We start from the raw sequence: 18,970 nt of genomic DNA on the forward strand, positions 1-18,970 counted from the left end.
GGCCCTGAGCGGCGCCCGGCGCTTCCTTCGAGATGATCACGAGAAACCTGGACTAAGGTCTGCAATCCATGGCGAATGCCGCTGCACATACGGGGCACCACGATGCCCACGACCACCACATGCCGTCCTTCTTCTCCCGCTGGTTCCTGTCGACGAACCACAAGGACATCGGCACCCTCTACCTGCTGTTCGCCTTCTGCGCAGGCATCATGGGCGCGTTCCTCTCGTTCGGTATCCGGATGGAGATGGAAGAGCCGGGCCTGCAGTACTTCGCCAATCCCGGCACCTACAACGTGTTCGTGACCGGCCACGGCCTCATCATGGTGTTCTTCATGGTGATGCCCGCGCTGATCGGCGGCTTCGGCAACTGGTTCGTGCCCCTCATGATCGGCGCGCCCGACATGGCGTTCCCGCGCATGAACAACGTGTCGTTCTGGCTGACGGTGGCGGGCTTTCTAAGCCTCGTCTGCTCGCTTTTCGTCGAGGGTGCGCCCGGCGCGAACGGCGCCGGCACCGGCTGGACCGTCTACCCGCCCCTGTCGACCTCGGGCCACCCGGGACCGTCGGTCGACTTCGCGATCTTCGCGCTGCACCTCTCTGGTGCCGGCTCGATCCTCGGTGCGATCAACTTCATCACCACCATCCTGAACATGCGCGCGCCGGGCATGACCCTGCACAAGATGCCGCTGTTCGCCTGGTCGATGCTGGTCACCGCCTTCCTGCTGCTCCTCTCGCTCCCGGTCCTTGCCGGCGCGATCACGATGCTGCTCACCGACCGCAACTTCGGCACGACGTTCTTCGATCCGGCCGGCGGTGGCGACCCGATCCTCTACCAGCACCTGTTCTGGTTCTTCGGTCACCCCGAAGTGTACATCATGATCCTGCCGGCCTTCGGCATCGTCTCCCACATCATCTCGACCTTCTCGCGTAAGCCGGTGTTCGGTTACCTGGCCATGGCGTACGCCATGGTCGCCATCGGCGTCGTCGGCTTCGTCGTGTGGGCGCACCACATGTACACGGTCGGTCTGAGCCTCCAGACGCAGTCGTACTTCGTCTTCGCCACCATGGTCATCGCGGTGCCGACGGGTGTGAAGATCTTCTCGTGGATCGCCACGATGTGGGGCGGCTCGATCCGCTTCACGGCCGCGATGCACTGGGCGGTCGGCTTCATCTTCCTCTTCACGGTCGGTGGTGTCACCGGCGTGGTGCTGGCGAACTCCGCAGTCGATAAGTACCTGCACGACACCTATTACGTCGTGGCGCACTTCCACTACGTGCTCTCGCTCGGTGCCGTGTTCATCATCTTCGCCGGTGTCTACTACTGGTTCCCGAAGATGACCGGGCACATCATCCCTGAGTGGGCCGGCAAGCTGCACTTCTGGCTCGCCTTCATCGGCGCGAACGTCCTGTTCTTCCCGATGCACTTCCTCGGCCTCGCCGGGATGCCGCGCCGCTACGCCGACTACCCGGAGGCGTTCGCCGGCTGGCACAAGGTCTCCACCTGGGGCGGGCACATCTTCGCGCTCGGCATGGTGGTGTTCTTCATCGGCGTCGTTCTGGCGCTCCGTTCGAGCAAGCGCGCCGCCGACAATCCGTGGGGCGAGGGTGCGACGACCCTGGAGTGGACGCTGTCTTCTCCCCCGCCCTTCCACCAGTTCGAGACCCTTCCCCGGATCATCGACGAGCCGGGCCACCACTAAGACACGAAGTCGCTTCATGGATTGCGAGGGCCGCGCGAGCGGTCCTCGCTCTTTCCCGGAGACCCCGATCTCGCTCCATCGAGCGAGACCGTGACCTCCCGCAAAGGGCGGCGCCAGACGGCGCGATCCGAAGCCCCCCCGAGCACGAAACCCTTTCAGGTACCCATGACGAGCCTGTCGAACAGCCTATCCGCTGGCGCCGAGCCGCAAGTTCTGTCGCCGGTGGGCGGCGAAGTTTCGGACTTCTTCGCCCTGCTCAAGCCCCGCGTGATGGTGCTCGTCATCTTCACGGCGCTGGTCGGCATGGTGGTCTCGAACGTCCACATCCAGCCCGTTGTCGGATCGATCTCGCTCCTGATGATCGCGGTCGGCGCTGGCGCTTCCGGCTGCCTCAATATGTGGTGGGACGCCGACATCGATGCGGTCATGACCCGCACGGCCAAGCGCCCGATCCCGGACGGCCGGATTCGTCCCGACGAGGCGTTGACGTTCGGCATCGTCCTGTCGGTGGGTTCGGTGCTGGTGCTGGGACTTGCGTCGAACTGGCTCGCGGCTGGGCTCCTCGCCTTCACCATCGTGTTCTATGCGGTCGTCTATTCGATGTGGCTGAAGCGGGCCACGCCGCAGAACATCGTCATCGGCGGCGCCGCCGGCGCCCTCCCCCCGATGGTCGGCCAGGCCGCCGTCACCGGCACGATCGGCATCGAATCGCTGGTGCTGTTCCTGATCATCTTCATCTGGACTCCGCCGCATTTCTGGGCGCTCGCGCTGATCAAGTCCGCCGATTACGCCAAGGCCGGCATCCCGATGATGCCGAACGTGGCCGGCCCGGACTCGACCCGGCGCCAGATCATCGCCTACTCGGCCGTCCTGTTCCCCCTCGGCCTCGCCCCGGTCGCCCTCGGCTTCGGCGGATGGCTCTACGCGGTCACCGCCTTCCTCGGGGGCCTGGGCATGCTCGCCTTCAGCCTTCACGTGTTCCGCAACCGTGACGGCGAGCCCGAGCGTAAGGCCGCCATGGGCATGTTCGGCTTTTCGATCCTGCACTTGTTCCTCATGTTCGCAGCCCTTCTCGCCGAGCAGAGCCTTGGATTGTTCCGCGCGGTGAGCCTGTGAGCGAACGACCCGGCCTTCCCGGTACGCCCCGCCCCCTGACGCCGGAGGAGGCACAGCGCCGCCGCAAGCGCTCCATCGCGATCGCGGCCGTCCTGTTCGCGCTGGTGACCATCTTTTACGTGCTGACGATCGCGAAGCTCGGGCCCCAGGTCCTGAACCGTCCGATCTGATCGCGTCACACACGGAGACGCCTCTGATGGTCGACCCCCGACATCCGCCGCGCGGACCCGGCCGCCGAGCCGGCATCACGGCTGTGGCCTGCGCCGGCTTCGCGTTCGGCATGATCGGTCTCGCCTTCGCGTCGGTGCCGCTCTACGACATGTTCTGCAAGGCGACCGGCTACGACGGTACGCCCCGTACCGGCCTCGCGCCGACCGCGGCCGCGATCAACGACAGCATGGTGGTTCGCTTCGACACCAACGTGTCGTCGAGCCTGCTGTGGCGCTTCCAGGCCGAGTCGCCGAAGGTCGAGGCGCGCCTCGGCGAAACCAAGACCGTGTTCTTCCGGGTGAAGAATACCGGATCCACCCCGTCGACGGGAATTGCGACCTTCAACGTCCAGCCGGGCCTGATGGGCGGTTTCTTCGTCAAGGTGCAGTGCTTCTGCTTCAACGAGCAGACGCTTCAGCCCGGCGAGACGATGGACTTTCCGGTGGTGTTCTACATCGACCCCGAGGTCCGCAAGGATTCGAACACGGCGCATCTTTCCGAGATGACGCTGTCCTACACCTACTTCGCGTCGAAGAACGGCCAGCCTACGGCCGCGCTTGCGACAACGGGTGGCACGGGGACGAAGTCGAATTTTTGACCGCGCAAGCGTGACAACAGCGCGCGACCCTGGCTAAGGGTGGGGCACAACAATCCGGGGCTACCCGGTCGAGATCGCCATTCAGTGGATCGAGGGCCGGCAGCGGCCCTCCGGTCGGGGGTAGGAGAACAGTTCAATGGCCGAGGCGCACGCCAAAAATCACGACTTCCACATTCTGGCCCCAAGTCCGTGGCCGCTGATCGGCGCGTTTTCGGGCTTCCTGATGGCCTTCGGCGCCGTGTTCTGGATGAAGAGCCTCCAGATCGGCACGCTGACTCCCGGTCCCTACATTTTCGGCGCAGGCACACTCGGCGTGCTCTACACCATGTTCGCCTGGTGGAAAGACGTCGTGCACGAGGCCAATTCCGGCGATCACACCCGCGTGGTTCAGCTGCACCATCGCTACGGAATGATCATGTTCATCGCCTCCGAGGTGATGTTCTTCGTCGCCTGGTTCTGGGCCTATTTCGAGGCCGCCCTCTACACCGCCGATCCGATCCAGGCCTCGCGCGTCGACTTCACCGGGGGCACATGGCCGCCGAAGGGGATCGAAGCCTTCGATCCCTGGCACCTGCCGCTGCTGAACACGCTCATTCTGCTCACCTCGGGCACCACCATCACCTGGGCTCACCATGCCCTGCTGCACGATGACCGGAAGGGCCTGAAGTACGGCCTCTGGCTGACGATCGCCCTCGGCGTCCTGTTCTCCGCCTGCCAGGCCTACGAGTACGCCCACGCGCATTTCGGCTTCTCGGGCAGCATCTACTCGTCGACCTTCTTCATGGCGACGGGCTTCCACGGCTTCCACGTCATCATCGGGACGATCTTCCTCGCGATCTGCCTCTATCGCGTCTATCTCGGCCAGTTCACCACCCGTCAGCACCTCGGCTTCGAGTTTGCGGCCTGGTACTGGCACTTCGTCGATGTCGTTTGGCTGTTCCTGTTCGCGTCCATCTACGTCTGGGGCGCCGGCGTCGGACACGCGGCTCACTAAGACGGTCCCTGAGCCGGTCACCGGCTGCATGCCTGGGTTGAAGGGGCGGCGCGAGCCGCCCTTTTTCATGGCTCCGGCGTTTCGGCTGTGTCCCCGCTGCCCATATCGTGATGACCGGCATCCAGTCGGTCGAGGAGTTGCAGTTTTGGACGCATCGCGGGCGACGCCATCCCCTGTTTCCGTCGGCTTGCGGGGCCGCTGCCCGCGCTGTGGCGAGGGGCACATGTTCGACGGGTTCCTGACCTTCCGGCCGTCCTGCGAGGTCTGCGGACTGGATTACGGCAGCTTCAACTCCGGGGACGGACCTGCCTTCTTCGTCATGTCGATCGTCGGCATCATCGTGGTCGGCCTCGCCCTCTGGCTCGAGATCACCTACGAGCCGCCGATCTGGGTTCACGCCTTGGTGGCCGGGACCCTGTCGATCGGGTTGAGTCTCGCGCTCGTGCGCCCTCTGAAAGGTGTCCTGGCAGCGCTGCAATATACCAACAAAGCCGAACAGGGACGTTTCCGCTAGCCATGGCTTCGACCCTCCGCCCCGGTGCCTGGCGCAGCATCCTGGCGCCCGGTCTCGTCTCCCTGATCTGCCTCGCGATCCTCCTCGGCCTCGGCGTCTGGCAGCTCGAACGGAAGAGCGAGAAAGAGGCGCTGATCGCCCGAATCCTGGAGCGCTCGAAGGTCGAGCCACCGGCGCCCCTCCCGGGACCTCAGATCTGGGACCCGGCACGGGACGAGTTCCGGCGTGTCCGGATCACCGGCACCTTCCAGCATGAGGCCGAGACGCTGGTCCACGGCCTTGCGGCCGGCGAAGTTCCGGGCCGGGCCCTGCAGGGCTACTACGTTCTGACGCCGTTCGGTTTGACGGAGGGCGGCACCGTCCTGATCAACCGCGGGTTCGTACCGACCGCCCTGAAGGCGCCCGCCAGCCGCGCCGCCGGACAGATCGAGGGGGAGACGACCGTCACCGGCATCCTGCGCGGCTCGGAGCCGCGGACGATGTTCGTTCCCGCGCCGGACCCTGTCCGCAACGAATGGTTCAATCGCGACATCGCCGGCATCAGCGCCTCGCGCGGGATCGCCGATCCCCGGCCCTACCTGGTCGAGGCCGACGCGACGCCCAATCCGGGCGGGTGGCCGAAGGGCGGGCAGCTGCGCGTCGACCTGCCGAACAACCATCTGCAATACGCCTTCACGTGGTTCGGCATCGCCGCTTGCCTCGTCGGTGTCTTCGGCGTCTTCGCCTGGCGGCGCCTCCACGATGATCCGCAGCCCGCACGATCGTGACCGGAGCGGGTCAGAACCCGCTTCGTCGGCCCCGACGATTCGGTCTAGCATCCGGTGGGTCGATCACGATCCGGAGGGTGGGTCATGCGCTGCGTCCTGTTGCTAGCCGTCCTCCTGCTGATGCCGCGCTTCGCGCAGGCCGCCGACGACGCGGCGCGCGAGGCCGCCAAAGCGACGGTCGAGCGCCAGATCGACGCCTTCCGGCGCGACGATGCGGCCACGGCCTACGCCCAGGCCGCGCCCGCCATCCAAGGCCTGTTCCCGTCGTCCGACACCTTCGTGGCGATGGTCCGGGACGGTTACGCTGCGATCTACCGCGCCCGGCGCTACAGCGTGGACCGCATCGAGGACGCGGGTGACGCCGGTCTCTCCGTCGGGGTCAGCCTGCAGGATCAGGACGGCGTCGACTGGGCTGCTCTGTACAGTCTCGAGAAACAGCCGGACGGCGCGTGGCGCATCACCGGTTGCCGCCTCCTGAAAGTGCCCGGCAGCCGGGCCTGACCGCCGTGGCCCCTTTCGACACGCCCGCCGACATCGTGTAGACGGGGCGCCTTCCCGGAGGCCCCCTTGCTTCACGTTTCGACCCGCGGCGCCGCGGCGCCCCTCAACTTTTCCGATGCCCTGCTCGCCGGCCTCGCCCGCGACGGCGGATTGTACGTGCCGGAAACCTGGCCGCAGATCGCCCGACCGACCATCGCGGGTCTCGCGGGCGTCCGCTATGCCGACGCCGCAAAGACCGTGCTGCGTCCGCTCATCGATGGGGAGATCGCCGACGCGGATCTCGATCGGATGATCGAGGATTCCTACGCCACCTTCCGGCATCCGGCCGTGTGCCCGCTGGTGCAGCTCGACGACAACCTGTTCCTGCTCGAACTCTTCCATGGCCCGACGCTCGCGTTCAAGGACGTGGCGATGCAGCTGCTCGGGCGCCTGATGGACCACGTGCTCCGGGCACGCGGCGCGCGGGCGACCATCGTCGGGGCGACCTCGGGCGATACCGGCAGCGCTGCCGTGGAGGCCTTCCGCGGCCTCGATCAGGTCGACGTCTTCATCCTGTTCCCCGAGGGCCGGGTGTCTGAGGTGCAGCGTCGGCAGATGACCTCGGTGGGGGCGCACAATGTCCACGCCATCGCCATCGACGGCAACTTCGACGATTGCCAGAACATCGTCAAAGCGCTGTTCCAGCACGCCGATTTCGCCGACGAGGTCCGGCTGTCCGGCGTCAATTCGATCAATTGGGCCCGCGTCGCCGCACAGGCGGTCTATTACTTCACCGCCGCCGTCGCCCTCGGCGCGCCGCACCGGCCGGTCTCCTTCGCGGTCCCGACCGGGAATTTCGGCGACATCCTGGCCGGATGGGTCGCCAAGCGCATGGGCCTGCCCATCGAACGCCTGTTGATCGGAACCAACGCCAACGATATCCTGGCCCGTACCCTGGAGCACGGCTCTTACGAGGTCCGAGGCGTTCATCCGACCACCTCGCCGTCGATGGACATCCAGATCTCTTCGAATTTCGAGCGCCTGCTGTTCGAAGCCCTCGGGCGCGATTCGTCCAGCCTGGGCCGGCTGATGGCCGGTCTCAAGCAGTCGGGCGGGTTCCAGCTCGATCCGGGTGTGCTCCAGACGGTACGCGCGGAATTCGACGCGACGGCGGTATCGGAGCCCGACGTGAAGGCCGAGATCGCCCGCACCCATGCGGAGACCGGCCACGTCCTCGACCCGCACAGTGCCATCGGCGTCCATGCGGCCCGCGGATTGCTCCGCAACGATCCCCGGACACCGGTGGTGGCGCTCGCCACCGCGCATGCGGCCAAGTTTCCGGACGCGGTCGCTGAGGCGATCGGTGGCCGGCGCCCGGAACTGCCGCCGCATCTGGCCGATCTCATGGACCGCCCGGAAAGCTTCTCCCGCGTGGCCAACGATCAGGCTGCGGTCGAGACATTCATCCGCGAGAGTGCCCGCATCACCAGGGGAGCCTGAGCGCTCATGAACCAGCACTTCGCCACGCACGGCGCCTCTCCCGACCTGAAGATCACCAAGCTGGAGAACGGGGTCACCGTCGTGACCGAGGCGATGCCGGGCGTGGCGACCGCCACCCTCGGGGTCTGGGTCGGCGCCGGCTCGCGCCACGAGCGCGCCGACGAGGGCGGCCTCAGCCACCTCATCGAGCATATGGCCTTCAAGGGCACCAAGACACGGTCGGCCCGGCGCATCGCCGAAGACATCGAGAATGTGGGCGGCGACATCAACGCCGCCACCAGCGCCGAAGGCACGAGCTACACCGCGCGTGTGCTGGGCGAGGATGCCGGCGTCGCCCTCGATGTGATCGGCGACATCCTGACGGATTCGGTGTTCGATGCCGGCGAGCTGGAGCGCGAGAAGAGCGTCATCCTGCAGGAATATGCGGCCATCGAGGACACGCCGGACGACGTCGTCTACGAGGCCTTCACCGAGGCTGCCTTTCCGAATCAGCCGATGGGTCGTCCCATCATCGGCACGCCCGAGACCATCAACAGCTTCGATCGCAACGCGATCGAGGCGTATCTCGCGCGCGAATACACCCCGGACCGGATCGTGCTGGCCGCCGCCGGCGCGATCGGGCACGAGCGGGTCGTCGAATCCGCCCAGCGCTACTTCGGGGGTTTGAAAGCGAGCCAGCCGCCCGAAACCGTGCCGGGAATCTACGGCGGCGGCGAGAAGCGGCTGCAGAAGAAGCTGGAGCAGGCCAACGTCGTCCTCGGACTGCCGGGCATCTCCTTTCGCGACGACGATTACTACGCGCTCCACATGTTCGCCCAGGTGCTCGGCGGCGGTCTGACCTCGCGCCTCTGGCACGAGGTGCGTGAAACGCGGGGCCTGGCCTATGAAATCCAGTCCTTCCACTGGTCCTTCTACGATTGCGGCCTGTTCGGCATCGGCGCCGGGACTTCCAGCGGCGATCTTGCCGACCTGATGAACGTCACCGTCGAGACCACGATCAAGACCGCTGCCGAGGCCGACACCGTCGAGGTCGCGCGCGCCAAGGCGCAGCTCAAGGTCGCGCTCCTCTCCGCGCTCGAGACACCGGGCGGGCGCATCGAGCGCAATGCGCGCCAGATCCTGGCTTGGGGGCGCGTCATCCCCGCCAGCGAAGTGATCGCGAAGGTCGATGCCGTCACCGTCGAGGACGTGCGCAGGGCCGGCAAGCGCCTGCTCGAAGGGGCGCCGACCCTGGCGGCGATCGGACCGATCAAGAAGCTGCCGAGGCTCGAGCAGATCAGCGCGGCCTTGAAGGCGGGATGAGCCCGCCCCGTGCGGCTTGTTTTGGCCGCAAAGACGGGCGATCGAAACCGCATGGCGTCACGGTTAGGAAACGGTGAACGCCTCCGCGCAGGTCGGCTCCTCGCCTTGCTCGCCGAGGTTCTCACCGATACGACTGGACGCACAGCTGAGCCGTAATCCTTCGCCTGCTTCCATCGATCATGCCTCGCCCGGCCGGAACACTCGCCCGTTGCGTAGAATCGCTTCTGTCCTCGCCGCCTTCGTTCCGGCTCTCGTCGCGACGCTCCTCGGTGCTCTGATCCTGGGCGGGCCCGCATGCGCCGTGGAGGCGGTGCGGGTGACCCTCGACGCACCCGCGATCGATCTGACACCGATGATCGAGCGGTACCGCTCCGATGGCGATCTGATTCAGATCTCGACCGCTCCCGGAAAGGACGGCATCGTTCGGCGCATCGTCGTGAAGGCCCGCGACACGGGCGCCCGTCCGGACTGGATGGTCTTCGCGCTCACCAACGATACCGACGAGCAGGTCGATCGGGTCCTCGTCGCGCCCCATTTCCGGCTCGTCGGCTCGGGCGTGATCTGGCCGGATCTCGGGGGCTCCCGCATCGCCGCGATCACCGCCAGTCAGGGTATCCGGCCGGAACGCGACGAAAACCCGGAAGCCGACCAGTTCGTCATTACGCTCGATCCCGGCGCGACGGTCACCTACGTGGCCGAACTCCAGGGACCCAACATCCCGCAGGTCTACCTTTGGGACCAGGAAGCCTATCGCAAGAAGACCAACGGACTGACGCTCTACAAGGGCATCATTATCGGTATTGCCGGTCTCCTAGCTCTGTTTCTCACGATCATTTTTGTCGTCAAAGGCGCGATTATCTTCCCGGCTGCAGCGTCCTTGGCCTGGGCCGTGCTGGCCTATGCGTCCATCGATTTCGGATTTCTGCAGCGCGTCTTCCCCATCACCGAGGTCGCAGAGCGCGTTTATCGCGCCTCGACGGAAGCCGTCCTGGGCGCGACCCTGCTGGTGTTTCTGTTCGCCTACCTCAACTTGAGCCGCTGGCATGTCCGCTACAGCCACGTGGCAATCATCTGGCTCCTGTTTCTCGCCTGCCTCGTCGGCCTTGCGGTGTTCGATCCGCCCGTGGCGGCCGGCGTCGCGCGCATTTCGATCGCGGCCGTGGCGGGCGTCGGGCTGCTGCTGATCGTCTATCTCGCGGCGCATAACGGCTATGACCGAGCCATCCTGCTGATCCCGACCTGGTGCCTGCTCATGGTCTGGGTGGTGGCGGCGGGCTTTGCCATCACGGGGCAGATCGGCAGTGACCTCGTCCAGCCCGCGCTGATCGGCGGCCTCGTCCTCATCGTCATGCTGATCGGCTTCACGGTGATGCAGCACGCCTTCGCGGGCGGTGGTCTGACGCATGCGCTCGTCTCGGATACGGAGCGTCGCGCCCTCGCGCTCACGGGCGCAGGTGACGTGGTCTTCGACTGGGATGTGTCGAGCGACCGGGTTTTCGCCGGGCAGGAAATGGAGGGGCAGCTCGGCCTCAAGCGCGGAACGCTCGAAGGTCCGGCCGCGAATTGGCTCGGCCTCGTCCATCCGTTCGATGTCGAGCGCTACTCCGCAGCCCTCGATACGATCATCGAGGAGCGCCGCGGCCGGATCATTCACGATTTTCGCCTCCGCTCCGCCGGCGGGCCGTATTTCTGGTACCGCCTGAAAGCCCGCCCGGTGATCGGCTCGGACGGCGAGGTCATCCGTGTCGTCGGAACCATCAGCGACGTCACCGAGGTGAAAACCGCGGAGGAGCGCCTGCTCCATGATGCCGTTCATGACAGTCTGACGGGCCTGCCGAACCGCGAATTGTTCTACGACCGGCTCGATGCCGCCCTCGCCTTCGCGGGCCAGGATGCGCGCTTGCGCCCCACCACGATCGTGCTCGACATCGATCGCTTCAAGGCGATCAACGACGCGATCGGTCTCTCGGCGGGCGATTCCATCCTGCTGACGCTCTCCCGCAGGCTCGGGCGTCTGCTGCGGCCGCAAGACACCCTGGCGCGGGTCGCGGGCGATGAGTTCGCCCTGATCCTGCTGTCCGAGCGCGAACCCGATCGCATTCTGGCGTTCGCCGAAATGCTGCGCAAAGCGATCGCCACACCGATCACCTACGCCGACCGGGAGATCTTCCTCACGGTGTCGGTGGGACTCGCGCTCTACGAGGGGGGGGCGAACCTGAAGCGGGAGGAGGTGTTCAAGAACGCCGAGATGGCCATGATCCAGGCCAAGCGCGGCGGCGGAGATCGCACGGAGGTCTTCCGCGCCACGATGCGAAATGAGCGCAGCGACCGTTTGATGCTGGAAGCGGATCTGCGCCGGTCGCTGGAACGCAACGAAATGAAGGTGCTGTTCCAGCCGATCGTGCGCTTGGAAGATCGGACCGTCGCGGGCTTCGAGACGCTTCTGCGGTGGGACCATCCCAAACTCGGTCGCATCACGCCGGCGACCTTTCTGCCGATCGCCGAAGAGAGCGGCTTCATCGTCAATCTCGGCATCTTCGCCCTGGAGCGGACCGCGCTCGAACTTGCCGCCTGGCAACGCTCGCTCGACGTCGAGCCACCGATCTTCGCCTCGGTGAACGTGTCCTCGCGTCAGCTGCTGCGGCACGACCTGCTGCACGACGTCAAGACGATCCTGGCCCGGTCCGGTGTCATCCCGGGCTCGCTCAAGCTTGAGATGACCGAAAGCCTGGTGATGGAGAACCCGGAATACGCGGCCCAGATGCTGCACCGGATCCACGATCTCGGCGCCGGTCTGTCGCTCGATGATTTCGGCACCGGTTACTCGGCTCTGTCCTACCTGCAGCGCTTTCCCTTCGACACCATCAAGATCGATCAGTCGTTCGTGCGGCAGATCGCGTCCGGGCAAACGGCGATCCTGCGCTCGATCGTCAAGATGGCACAGGAGCTGGGCCTGTCGATCGTCGCAGAAGGTGCCGAGTCGGAAGTGGACACACAGGTCCTGTTCGAACTCGGATGCGAATACGCTCAAGGCTTCGCCTTCGGTGAACCGATGTCGATGCTGCAGGCGCGACAATTGTTGGGTGCCGCACCAGAAGCAGCCTGATCACAACCGCATTTCAATTCCGCGAAATGCGTCCGATCGAATTAAATCTCCTTTAACCATGATCGGGCACCTTCACGCTCGAGAGAGTGGCGGCGAAGCTCGATGAGCCAGCCGAAGGAGATGGCGTGATGGCGCAAGCTGCGTTGCGGATCGTGGACGATGAGATCGACACGGGCATCGTTCGGCGCTTGATGGCGCGTCCGATCCGCGTCGTCGAGGACGTCGCTCCAGCCCTTGCGACGTCCATCCCGGCCGTGGCCGCGGGCAGGAGCGTTTCGGCCTCCGCCGAAACGTCCCAGCTCAAGGCGGAAGTCATGGTGATGAAAGCGGTTCTCGGCGCGGAGCGCCGCGAAGCCGAGCGGCTTCGCGCCTGTATCAGCCGGATCGATGCCGCAGAGCCTCTCACACCGGAGGCGCAAGCCGTGCGTGATCGCTGGGCGGCCCTCGTCGATCATCTCCTGACCGAACTACGCTGACGCGTCGGTTCGCGGACCCCGCCAAGCCTCTCCCTCTCTATTTCTCTCAACGAAGGACGACCATGAGCGCCCGTTGTTCGCTCGTCGTCAACGGCAAGTCCGTCCGCGTATCCACGGGTGATACGCCGCTGGAAGCAGCCCTTGCCGATGGAATGATCGCCCCTGCCCCGGGGCTCGGCGGTCAGGGTGCAGGCCCCGCCCCGCGTCGCGCCCAGAGTCGTGCGCATCGGGGTGAGGCGCTCAAGCTCTCTCTGCCCCGCGCCGCCGCGATCGATCCACCGCAACGGTTCGCCTTGCCGACGCGACCGGCCGCCGTGCAGAAGCGTGCCGGAACCGTGACGGAGATCTCCGCCGTCGGTCCTCAGACCTTCCAGGTCGTCGTCACGATCACCCGCCGACTGGCTCTGGAGCCGGGGCACGGGGTCGAGATCACCTTCGCGGGCTTCGCCCCGGTGACCTTGAGCCCGACCCTTCGCGTCGACGGCTCGGCCGAGTTGAACGAGCTCGTTTTTCACATCCGCCAGGAACGGGATGGGTTCGGCCTCGGGCATGAACTGATCGAAGCCCTCGCGCTTGATCAGCCGGTGAAAATCAAGGGCCCGGTCGGGCGCGGCTTCTACCGGTCCGGCGGCGGACGTCTGGTGCTTGTGGCCGCTGAGACCGGCTTCGGCCCGATCTGGTCGATCGCGCATGCGGCTCGTTACATCGAGCCGGCCCGCGACATCGTTCTCCTCGTCGGTGCCCGCAATCCCCTCGACCTCTACATGCGCCCCGCGCTCGATTGGCTTCGTGCCACCGGAGTCACGCAGATCGTTTCGGTGTCCGACCGGACCCGCCAACGCCCCCCGGAAGTGCGGCCCGGTCCGCTGACGGCGCACCTGCCCTCGCTGCGCAGCACGGACGTCGTCCATGTCGCCGGCGATGCCTCGACGGTCGGGGCGGTCGAGGTTCTGGCTGCCAAGATGGGCGCCCGCTGTCATCCCATCCTGATCGACGCCGGCATCTGACCGGCGCCGCGATCCGGAAGCCTGAACGCCACAGGGCGCATCCCGTGCAAGGATGCGCCCTGTGGCGTTAGACGAGCCGATCCGGCGGTTGCGCGTCCAGCGCTGCGTGGCAGGGCTGGACGCACACGGCTCAGGGGACGCGGCTCAAGGGACGCGGATGCCCCAGATGTCGTCGGCATATTCCCGCATCGAACGGTCGGATGAGAACCACGCCATCCGGGCCGTGTTAAGGATCGCCGTCCGCCACCAGAGCGATGGATTGCTCCAGGCTCCGTCGACGGCCCGCTGCGCCCGCCAGTAATCGTCGAAATCCGCGGTCACCAGGTAACGGTCGTTGTGGCGCAGATCCTCGACGATCGGGTGGAAGCGTGCGGGTTCTTCGGGAGATAAGGCCCCGCCCGCGATGAGGTCGAGCGCTGCCTTGAGCCGCGGCGAAGAGTCGATGGCCGCAGCGGCATAGCCGGGCTCGGCGAGGCGCGCTTGCACGCCAGCCGCATCCAACCCGAAGATGAAGATGTTCTCGGGCCCGACATGGTCGCGGATCTCGATGTTCGCCCCATCCAGCGTGCCGATGGTGAGCGCGCCGTTGAGCGCCAGCTTCATGTTTCCGGTGCCGGAGGCTTCCATCCCCGCCGTCGAGATCTGCTCCGAGAGGTCCGCCGCCGGGATGATCGTCTCGGCCAGGCTGACGGAATAATTCGGCAGGAAGACCACCTTCAGGCGACCGGCCACGTCCGGGTCCGCGTTGACGACCTTGGCGACATCGCAGGCGAGCTTGATGATGAGCTTGGCCTGGACATAGCTCGGCGCCGCCTTGCCGCCGAAGATCTTCACGCGCGGCGTCCAATCCTTCTTCGGATCGGCCTTGATGGCCTGGTAGAGCGCCACCGTCTCGATCACGTTGAGGAGTTGGCGCTTGTATTCGTGGATGCGCTTGATCTGAACGTCGAACAGAGCCGAAGGATCGATCGCGATGCCGGTGCGATCGGCGACCACCTGGGCGAGCGCGATCTTCCGGGCCCTGCGCATGGCGCTGTAGCGCGATTGAAAATTCGCGTCCGAAGCGACATCGGCCAGCGTCGACAAGAGTGCGGGCGTGTCGAGAACCTCGGGTCCCAGCGCTTCGACAGCGAGCGCGGTCAGCTCCGGGTTGGCGTTGTGAAGCCAGCGTCGGAAGGTGATGCCGTTGGTCTTGTTGACGATCTTGTCGGTGTCGAGGGCGTGTAGTTCCTTGAAGACCGTGGTGCGCATGAGATCGGTGTGAAGGGCCGAAACGCCGTTCACGCGGCGAGCGCCGAGGAAGGCGAGATGCCCCATGCGCACACGCTTTCCATGGGACTCGTCGATGAGGGAGACGGCGGCCAGTTGCTCGGCGCTGCCGCGCCCCTGCTTGCCCTGCTCTTCGAGATGCATCCAGTTGATCAGATAGATGATCTGCATGTGACGCGGCAGGACACGCTCCAGCAGTTCCACCGGCCACGTCTCCAGCGCCTCGGGCAGGAGGGTATGGTTGGTGTAGCCGAGCGTATGGGTGGTGACGTACCAGGCGTCCTCCCAGTTAAAACCATGGTCCTCCAGGAGGAGGCGCATCAACTCCGGTACGGCGATGGCCGGATGCGTGTCGTTCAACTGGATCGCCGCATGATCCGGGAGGGACCGCACGTCGCCCCGCTCGACGACGTGGCGGCGGACGAGATCCTGCAACGAGGCCGAGGTGAAGAAGTATTCCTGGCGAAGACGCAGTTCCTGTCCCTCGGCGGACGAATCGCTCGGATACAGGACGCGGGAGATGGCCTCGGCCCGCGCACGACCCGCCACGGCACCGACATGGTCGCCACCGTTGAAGCGCTCGAGCTCGAGGGCGGTTTCGGCCTCGGCCTTCCACAGGCGCAGGGTGTTGACGTGACGGCCGCGCCATCCGACCACCGGCACGTCGTGCGCGACGGCCCTCACGGTCTCGGCCGGATGCCACTGGCGGCGGATCATCCCTTCGGAGATCGACGACATGGTGACATGGCCGCCGAATCCGATCGTGTAGGTCGCCTCGGGCCTCGCGAACTCCCAGGGATTTCCCTCGGCCAGCCAGGTTTCGGGCGCCTCCTTCTGCCAGCCGTCCTCCAACGTCTGCCGGAAGAGGCCGTGATCGTAGCGGATGCCGTAGCCGATAGCCGGAATCGACAGGCTCGCCATGCTTTCCATGAAGCAGGCCGCAAGGCGTCCAAGACCGCCGTTGCCAAGTGCGGCATCCGGCTCCGCCGCCTCCACGTCTCCGAGGTCGATGCCGAGGTCGCGCAAAGCCGCGCGCGTCGTCTCGACGAGACCGAGATTGTTCATGGCGTCGGAGAGAAGACGTCCGATGAGAAACTCGAGCGACAGATAATAGACGCGCTTGTTCGGCGTGCTGGATTCACCGTCGATGCACGCGTCGACGACGCGATCACGCAACGCCAGGGCCGTCGCCGCAAACCAATCCCGGTCGCGGGCGGTCCGGGGTGACTTGCCGATGACATAGGTCAGCTTGGCGAGAATCGCCTCGCGCAGGTCGGCGACGGGATCGCCCGAAAGCCGCGCCGTCGGCGAACGGCGGTCCGGTACGCCCGTCCTCTCCGTTCGGCCGGTCATTTCTCTGGCGTCGACCGGTACGCCGATCTCACCAGTATCCCGTCGGATCAATTTGTCGTTCAACACGTGTCTAGCCCCCCATCTTAGCCGTTCACAGGGGACAGAGGCTTCGGCGCGACGCCCGTGGCCATCATGCCGCCTCCCCGTCCCGTTCTGTGCGCGGCCTCGTTCCTTCGTCGTGTCCTATGATCCATCCCGATTTCGTCGACCACGCGAGAAGAACCGCGCGCATCCGGCCATCTGGGGTTCCCCGGACCTGTTCAGACACAGCACCGACATTGAGCCCTCAGGATGCAGACGGTGGCTTGTCCGAGCATGCCCTCATCCAGCCCCCCTATGACGTCCGATCCAGTCCCATGCCGATCTCCAGCCTACCGGCCAGACCGCACGTGCGAGACTGCGAGACCCCCACTGCGTCGGCAAGACTTAGTCCGCATGGGAATGAGACGACACAACGTTGGAATATTGTCTGAACGAGGTCAGCGGTGCCGGACGCGGGCCTGCGCCGGGCAGCACGGCAGACCACCGGAAGCGACGCGGATCGATCGTCCGACAGGGGCCGTTTTTCCGGCAGGATTCCCGACCGTGGCTGCAAGAACCAGGACGCTGGCGATCGTCGATGCAGTGCATCACGCCGGCGTGCGCAAACCCGTTTGCATCGCCGAAAAGCGGTGGGAACGATCGTGAGATCCACCTCGGAGCGGCACGCTATGACCGTGAACCGCTTCTTAAGACCGGTGCCTGCATCGCTTCCATCCGAAGGGGACACGATGGGGAAAGACCCCGTATTCCTCCGAATCCATCGGCAGGTTCAAAATAACTTCTGAACTTGGCCTGAATTGTGCGACGCAACGGAACAAAGGCTGTTCTCGGGCGTTCGCGAGGGTAACGTCGATGCTGGGCTCTTCTTGTCCGTTCCCGCCCACCGCTCGACGCGGGAACGATTTTATGAACCTATCGGATCGCTCCGATCACTTCGACGCCCACGCTTATCTCCGATCCCGCCATCATCTTCAGCCTCGTATTCTTTTTGCCACGCCAGAGATGGCTGATTTCGTCAAGACGGGTGGTCTGGGCGAAGTTGCCGGCTCACTTCCGAGAGCTCTCCGCAAGCATTACGACGTCCGCGTACTGATCCCCGGCTATCGTCAGGTTGTCGATCAGTTCGAACACATTCCTGTCGTCGCCCACCTGCCAGGTCATGCCGGCGTTCCACCCTGCGAACTCGGCCTCGTCGAAACCGGGGACGGACTTCAAGTTTACGTGATCTTGAACGCCGATCTCTATCAGCGCGACGGGACCCCTTACGGCACTGCGCAGGGTGACTTCGACGACAACGATATTCGCTTTGCGCGCTTGAGCCTCGCCGCCGCGGAGATCGCCCGTGGGATCGATCCGGTCTGGGCAGCCGACCTGATTCATCTGAACGATTGGCAGGCCGCTTTGGCGCCGGCCTATCTCGCTTGGGGCGGCGTGCAGGTGCCCAGCATCCTGACAGTCCACAATCTGGCGTACCAGGGCGTGTTTCCGCGGGAAAGCTTGGCACGCCTCGGTGTACCGGAAGACGCATTCCAGATGGACGGGGTCGAATTCTACGGCCAGATCTCCTTCCTCAAAGCCGGCCTGTACTACGCCTCCCACGTCACGACGGTCAGTCAGACCTACGCCCGGGAGATCATCACACCGGAAGCGGGATGTGGTCTCGACGGCCTGCTGCGGACCCGCGCGGCGCAGGGGCGCCTCGCCGGTATCCTGAACGGCATCGACGAAAGCTGGGATCCGCGCACCGATCCGCACCTCGCAGCCCGTTTCGAGGTCGATGACTGGAAGGGCAAGCGAGCCAATGCAGAGACGGTCCGCCGTCAGTTCGGGCTCGCCGTCTCACGGGGACCGCTCTTCGCAATCGTATCCCGGCTCGTTCATCAGAAAGGAATCGACCTCAGCCTGGGGGCTGCGGAGTCGATCATCGCCGAAGGGGGCCAGCTGGTGGTCATCGGTCAAGGCGAAGGTCGGTTCGAGGGCGCCTTGCGGGATCTGGCACGCCGCCATCCGTCATCCGTCGGCGTTCATGTCGGTTTCGCGGAGAAGGATGCGCGCCGCATGTTTGCCGGCAGCGACTTTCTACTCATGCCGTCTCGCTTCGAGCCCTGCGGATTGGCTCAGATGTACGCGCAGCGCTTCGGCTCGCTTCCGATCGTCCATCGAACAGGCGGCCTCGCCGATACGGTCGAGGACGGCGTGACGGGATTCACCTTCGGAGAGGCGTCGCCGCGTGGGTTTTCCAGTGCGATCCGACGCGCCTTCGACACCTTCGCACAGAAGAAGCGCCTGAACGCGATGCGTCGCCACGCCATGTCGCGTGACTTCACCTGGGACCAGGCCGCTCAGAACTACTCGTCGCTCTACGCGCGCGCATTCGGCAACGCGGTCGGCCTGCGACTTCGCGCAGCCTGATCCTTTCAGAACAGGATGGATGCGAGAACCGGCGAATATCCTTCGCCGGTTCTCGCTTGCGCGGAAAGCCTCCATTGAAAGGACCGCAGACCGGACGCAGGTTGCAACCGACCGGGGGCAGGCG

General features: G+C 65.5%; 15 protein-coding genes. 14 read left to right on the top strand and 1 reads right to left on the bottom strand.

What is annotated here, in order from left to right:
• Nucleotides 1-68: 68 nt before the first annotated feature.
• From ctaD to J7U37_RS15105, 13 genes are all read left to right on the top strand, one after another.
• Nucleotides 69-1,700, top strand: a complete 1,632-nt coding sequence (gene ctaD / locus J7U37_RS15045) for a cytochrome c oxidase subunit I (RefSeq protein ID WP_056188350.1) — start codon at nt 69-71, stop codon at nt 1,698-1,700.
• Nucleotides 1,701-1,865: 165 nt separating this feature from the next.
• Nucleotides 1,866-2,816, top strand: coding sequence for a heme o synthase (locus J7U37_RS15050; protein ID WP_056188354.1), 951 nt, complete (start codon nt 1,866-1,868; stop codon nt 2,814-2,816).
• On the top strand, nt 2,813-2,986 hold the full coding sequence (locus J7U37_RS15055; protein WP_056188357.1) for a hypothetical protein: 174 nt from the start codon (nt 2,813-2,815) through the stop codon (nt 2,984-2,986). The genes J7U37_RS15050 and J7U37_RS15055 overlap by 4 nt, the downstream gene beginning before the upstream one ends.
• Before the next feature lie 26 nt (nt 2,987-3,012).
• Nucleotides 3,013-3,624 carry a cytochrome c oxidase assembly protein gene (locus tag J7U37_RS15060; protein ID WP_247636241.1) on the top strand — a complete coding sequence of 204 codons (612 nt, stop codon included), beginning with the start codon at nt 3,013-3,015 and terminating at the stop codon, nt 3,622-3,624.
• Nucleotides 3,625-3,760: 136 nt separating this feature from the next.
• The gene (locus J7U37_RS15065; RefSeq protein WP_056188364.1) at nt 3,761-4,618 is read left to right on the top strand and encodes a cytochrome c oxidase subunit 3; all 858 of its coding nucleotides are present in this window, start codon (nt 3,761-3,763) and stop codon (nt 4,616-4,618) included.
• A gap of 145 nt (nt 4,619-4,763) precedes the next feature.
• On the top strand, nt 4,764-5,132 hold the full coding sequence (locus J7U37_RS15070) for a DUF983 domain-containing protein (RefSeq protein ID WP_247636242.1): 369 nt from the start codon (nt 4,764-4,766) through the stop codon (nt 5,130-5,132).
• A gap of 2 nt (nt 5,133-5,134) precedes the next feature.
• The gene (locus J7U37_RS15075) at nt 5,135-5,899 is read left to right on the top strand and encodes an SURF1 family protein (protein ID WP_247636243.1); all 765 of its coding nucleotides are present in this window, start codon (nt 5,135-5,137) and stop codon (nt 5,897-5,899) included.
• A gap of 84 nt (nt 5,900-5,983) precedes the next feature.
• Nucleotides 5,984-6,400, top strand: a complete 417-nt coding sequence (locus J7U37_RS15080) for a DUF4864 domain-containing protein (protein WP_247636244.1) — start codon at nt 5,984-5,986, stop codon at nt 6,398-6,400.
• A 66-nt stretch (nt 6,401-6,466) separates the two neighbouring features.
• Nucleotides 6,467-7,879: a threonine synthase gene (gene thrC / locus J7U37_RS15085; RefSeq protein ID WP_247636245.1), complete on the top strand. Its 1,413-nt coding sequence runs from the start codon at nt 6,467-6,469 to the stop codon at nt 7,877-7,879.
• Between the two features lie 6 nt (nt 7,880-7,885).
• Nucleotides 7,886-9,181, top strand: a complete 1,296-nt coding sequence (locus tag J7U37_RS15090) for a pitrilysin family protein (RefSeq protein ID WP_056188381.1) — start codon at nt 7,886-7,888, stop codon at nt 9,179-9,181.
• Between the two features lie 274 nt (nt 9,182-9,455).
• Nucleotides 9,456-12,287, top strand: a complete 2,832-nt coding sequence (locus tag J7U37_RS15095; RefSeq protein ID WP_247636265.1) for a sensor domain-containing phosphodiesterase — start codon at nt 9,456-9,458, stop codon at nt 12,285-12,287.
• A gap of 86 nt (nt 12,288-12,373) precedes the next feature.
• The gene (locus J7U37_RS15100; RefSeq protein WP_056486648.1) at nt 12,374-12,763 is read left to right on the top strand and encodes a hypothetical protein; all 390 of its coding nucleotides are present in this window, start codon (nt 12,374-12,376) and stop codon (nt 12,761-12,763) included.
• 62 nt (nt 12,764-12,825) lie between these two features.
• A complete protein-coding gene (locus tag J7U37_RS15105) occupies nt 12,826-13,770 on the top strand; it encodes a hypothetical protein (RefSeq protein WP_056188389.1) in 945 nt (314 codons plus the stop codon).
• 144 nt (nt 13,771-13,914) lie between these two features.
• Here J7U37_RS15105 and J7U37_RS15110 read toward each other — a convergent pair whose 3' ends face one another.
• A complete protein-coding gene (locus tag J7U37_RS15110; protein ID WP_247636246.1) occupies nt 13,915-16,392 on the bottom strand; it encodes a glycogen/starch/alpha-glucan phosphorylase in 2,478 nt (825 codons plus the stop codon).
• A gap of 948 nt (nt 16,393-17,340) precedes the next feature.
• On the opposite strand from J7U37_RS15110, the gene glgA reads away from it, so the two are divergent.
• Entirely contained in the window at nt 17,341-18,846 is a 1,506-nt protein-coding gene (gene glgA / locus J7U37_RS15115; RefSeq protein WP_247636247.1) for a glycogen synthase GlgA, read from the top strand.
• The last annotated feature ends 124 nt before the right edge of the window (nt 18,847-18,970 follow it).

The organism is Methylobacterium sp. 37f (assembly GCF_023093475.1).
GTDB lineage: Bacteria > Pseudomonadota > Alphaproteobacteria > Rhizobiales > Beijerinckiaceae > Methylobacterium.

Excerpts from the sequence above, each read along its gene's own strand:
- ctaD (WP_056188350.1), top strand. The coding sequence starts at position 69 with ATGGCGAATGCCGCTGCACATACGGGGCACCACGATGCCCACGACCAC.
- J7U37_RS15050 (WP_056188354.1), top strand. The coding sequence starts at position 1,866 with ATGACGAGCCTGTCGAACAGCCTATCCGCTGGCGCCGAGCCGCAAGTT.
- J7U37_RS15060 (WP_247636241.1), top strand. The coding sequence starts at position 3,013 with ATGGTCGACCCCCGACATCCGCCGCGCGGACCCGGCCGCCGAGCCGGC.
- J7U37_RS15065 (WP_056188364.1), top strand. The coding sequence starts at position 3,761 with ATGGCCGAGGCGCACGCCAAAAATCACGACTTCCACATTCTGGCCCCA.
- J7U37_RS15075 (WP_247636243.1), top strand. The coding sequence starts at position 5,135 with ATGGCTTCGACCCTCCGCCCCGGTGCCTGGCGCAGCATCCTGGCGCCC.
- J7U37_RS15080 (WP_247636244.1), top strand. The coding sequence starts at position 5,984 with ATGCGCTGCGTCCTGTTGCTAGCCGTCCTCCTGCTGATGCCGCGCTTC.
- J7U37_RS15090 (WP_056188381.1), top strand. The coding sequence starts at position 7,886 with ATGAACCAGCACTTCGCCACGCACGGCGCCTCTCCCGACCTGAAGATC.
- J7U37_RS15105 (WP_056188389.1), top strand. The coding sequence starts at position 12,826 with ATGAGCGCCCGTTGTTCGCTCGTCGTCAACGGCAAGTCCGTCCGCGTA.
- J7U37_RS15110 (WP_247636246.1), bottom strand. The coding sequence starts at position 16,392 with ATGACCGGCCGAACGGAGAGGACGGGCGTACCGGACCGCCGTTCGCCG.
- glgA (WP_247636247.1), top strand. The coding sequence starts at position 17,341 with ATGAACCTATCGGATCGCTCCGATCACTTCGACGCCCACGCTTATCTC.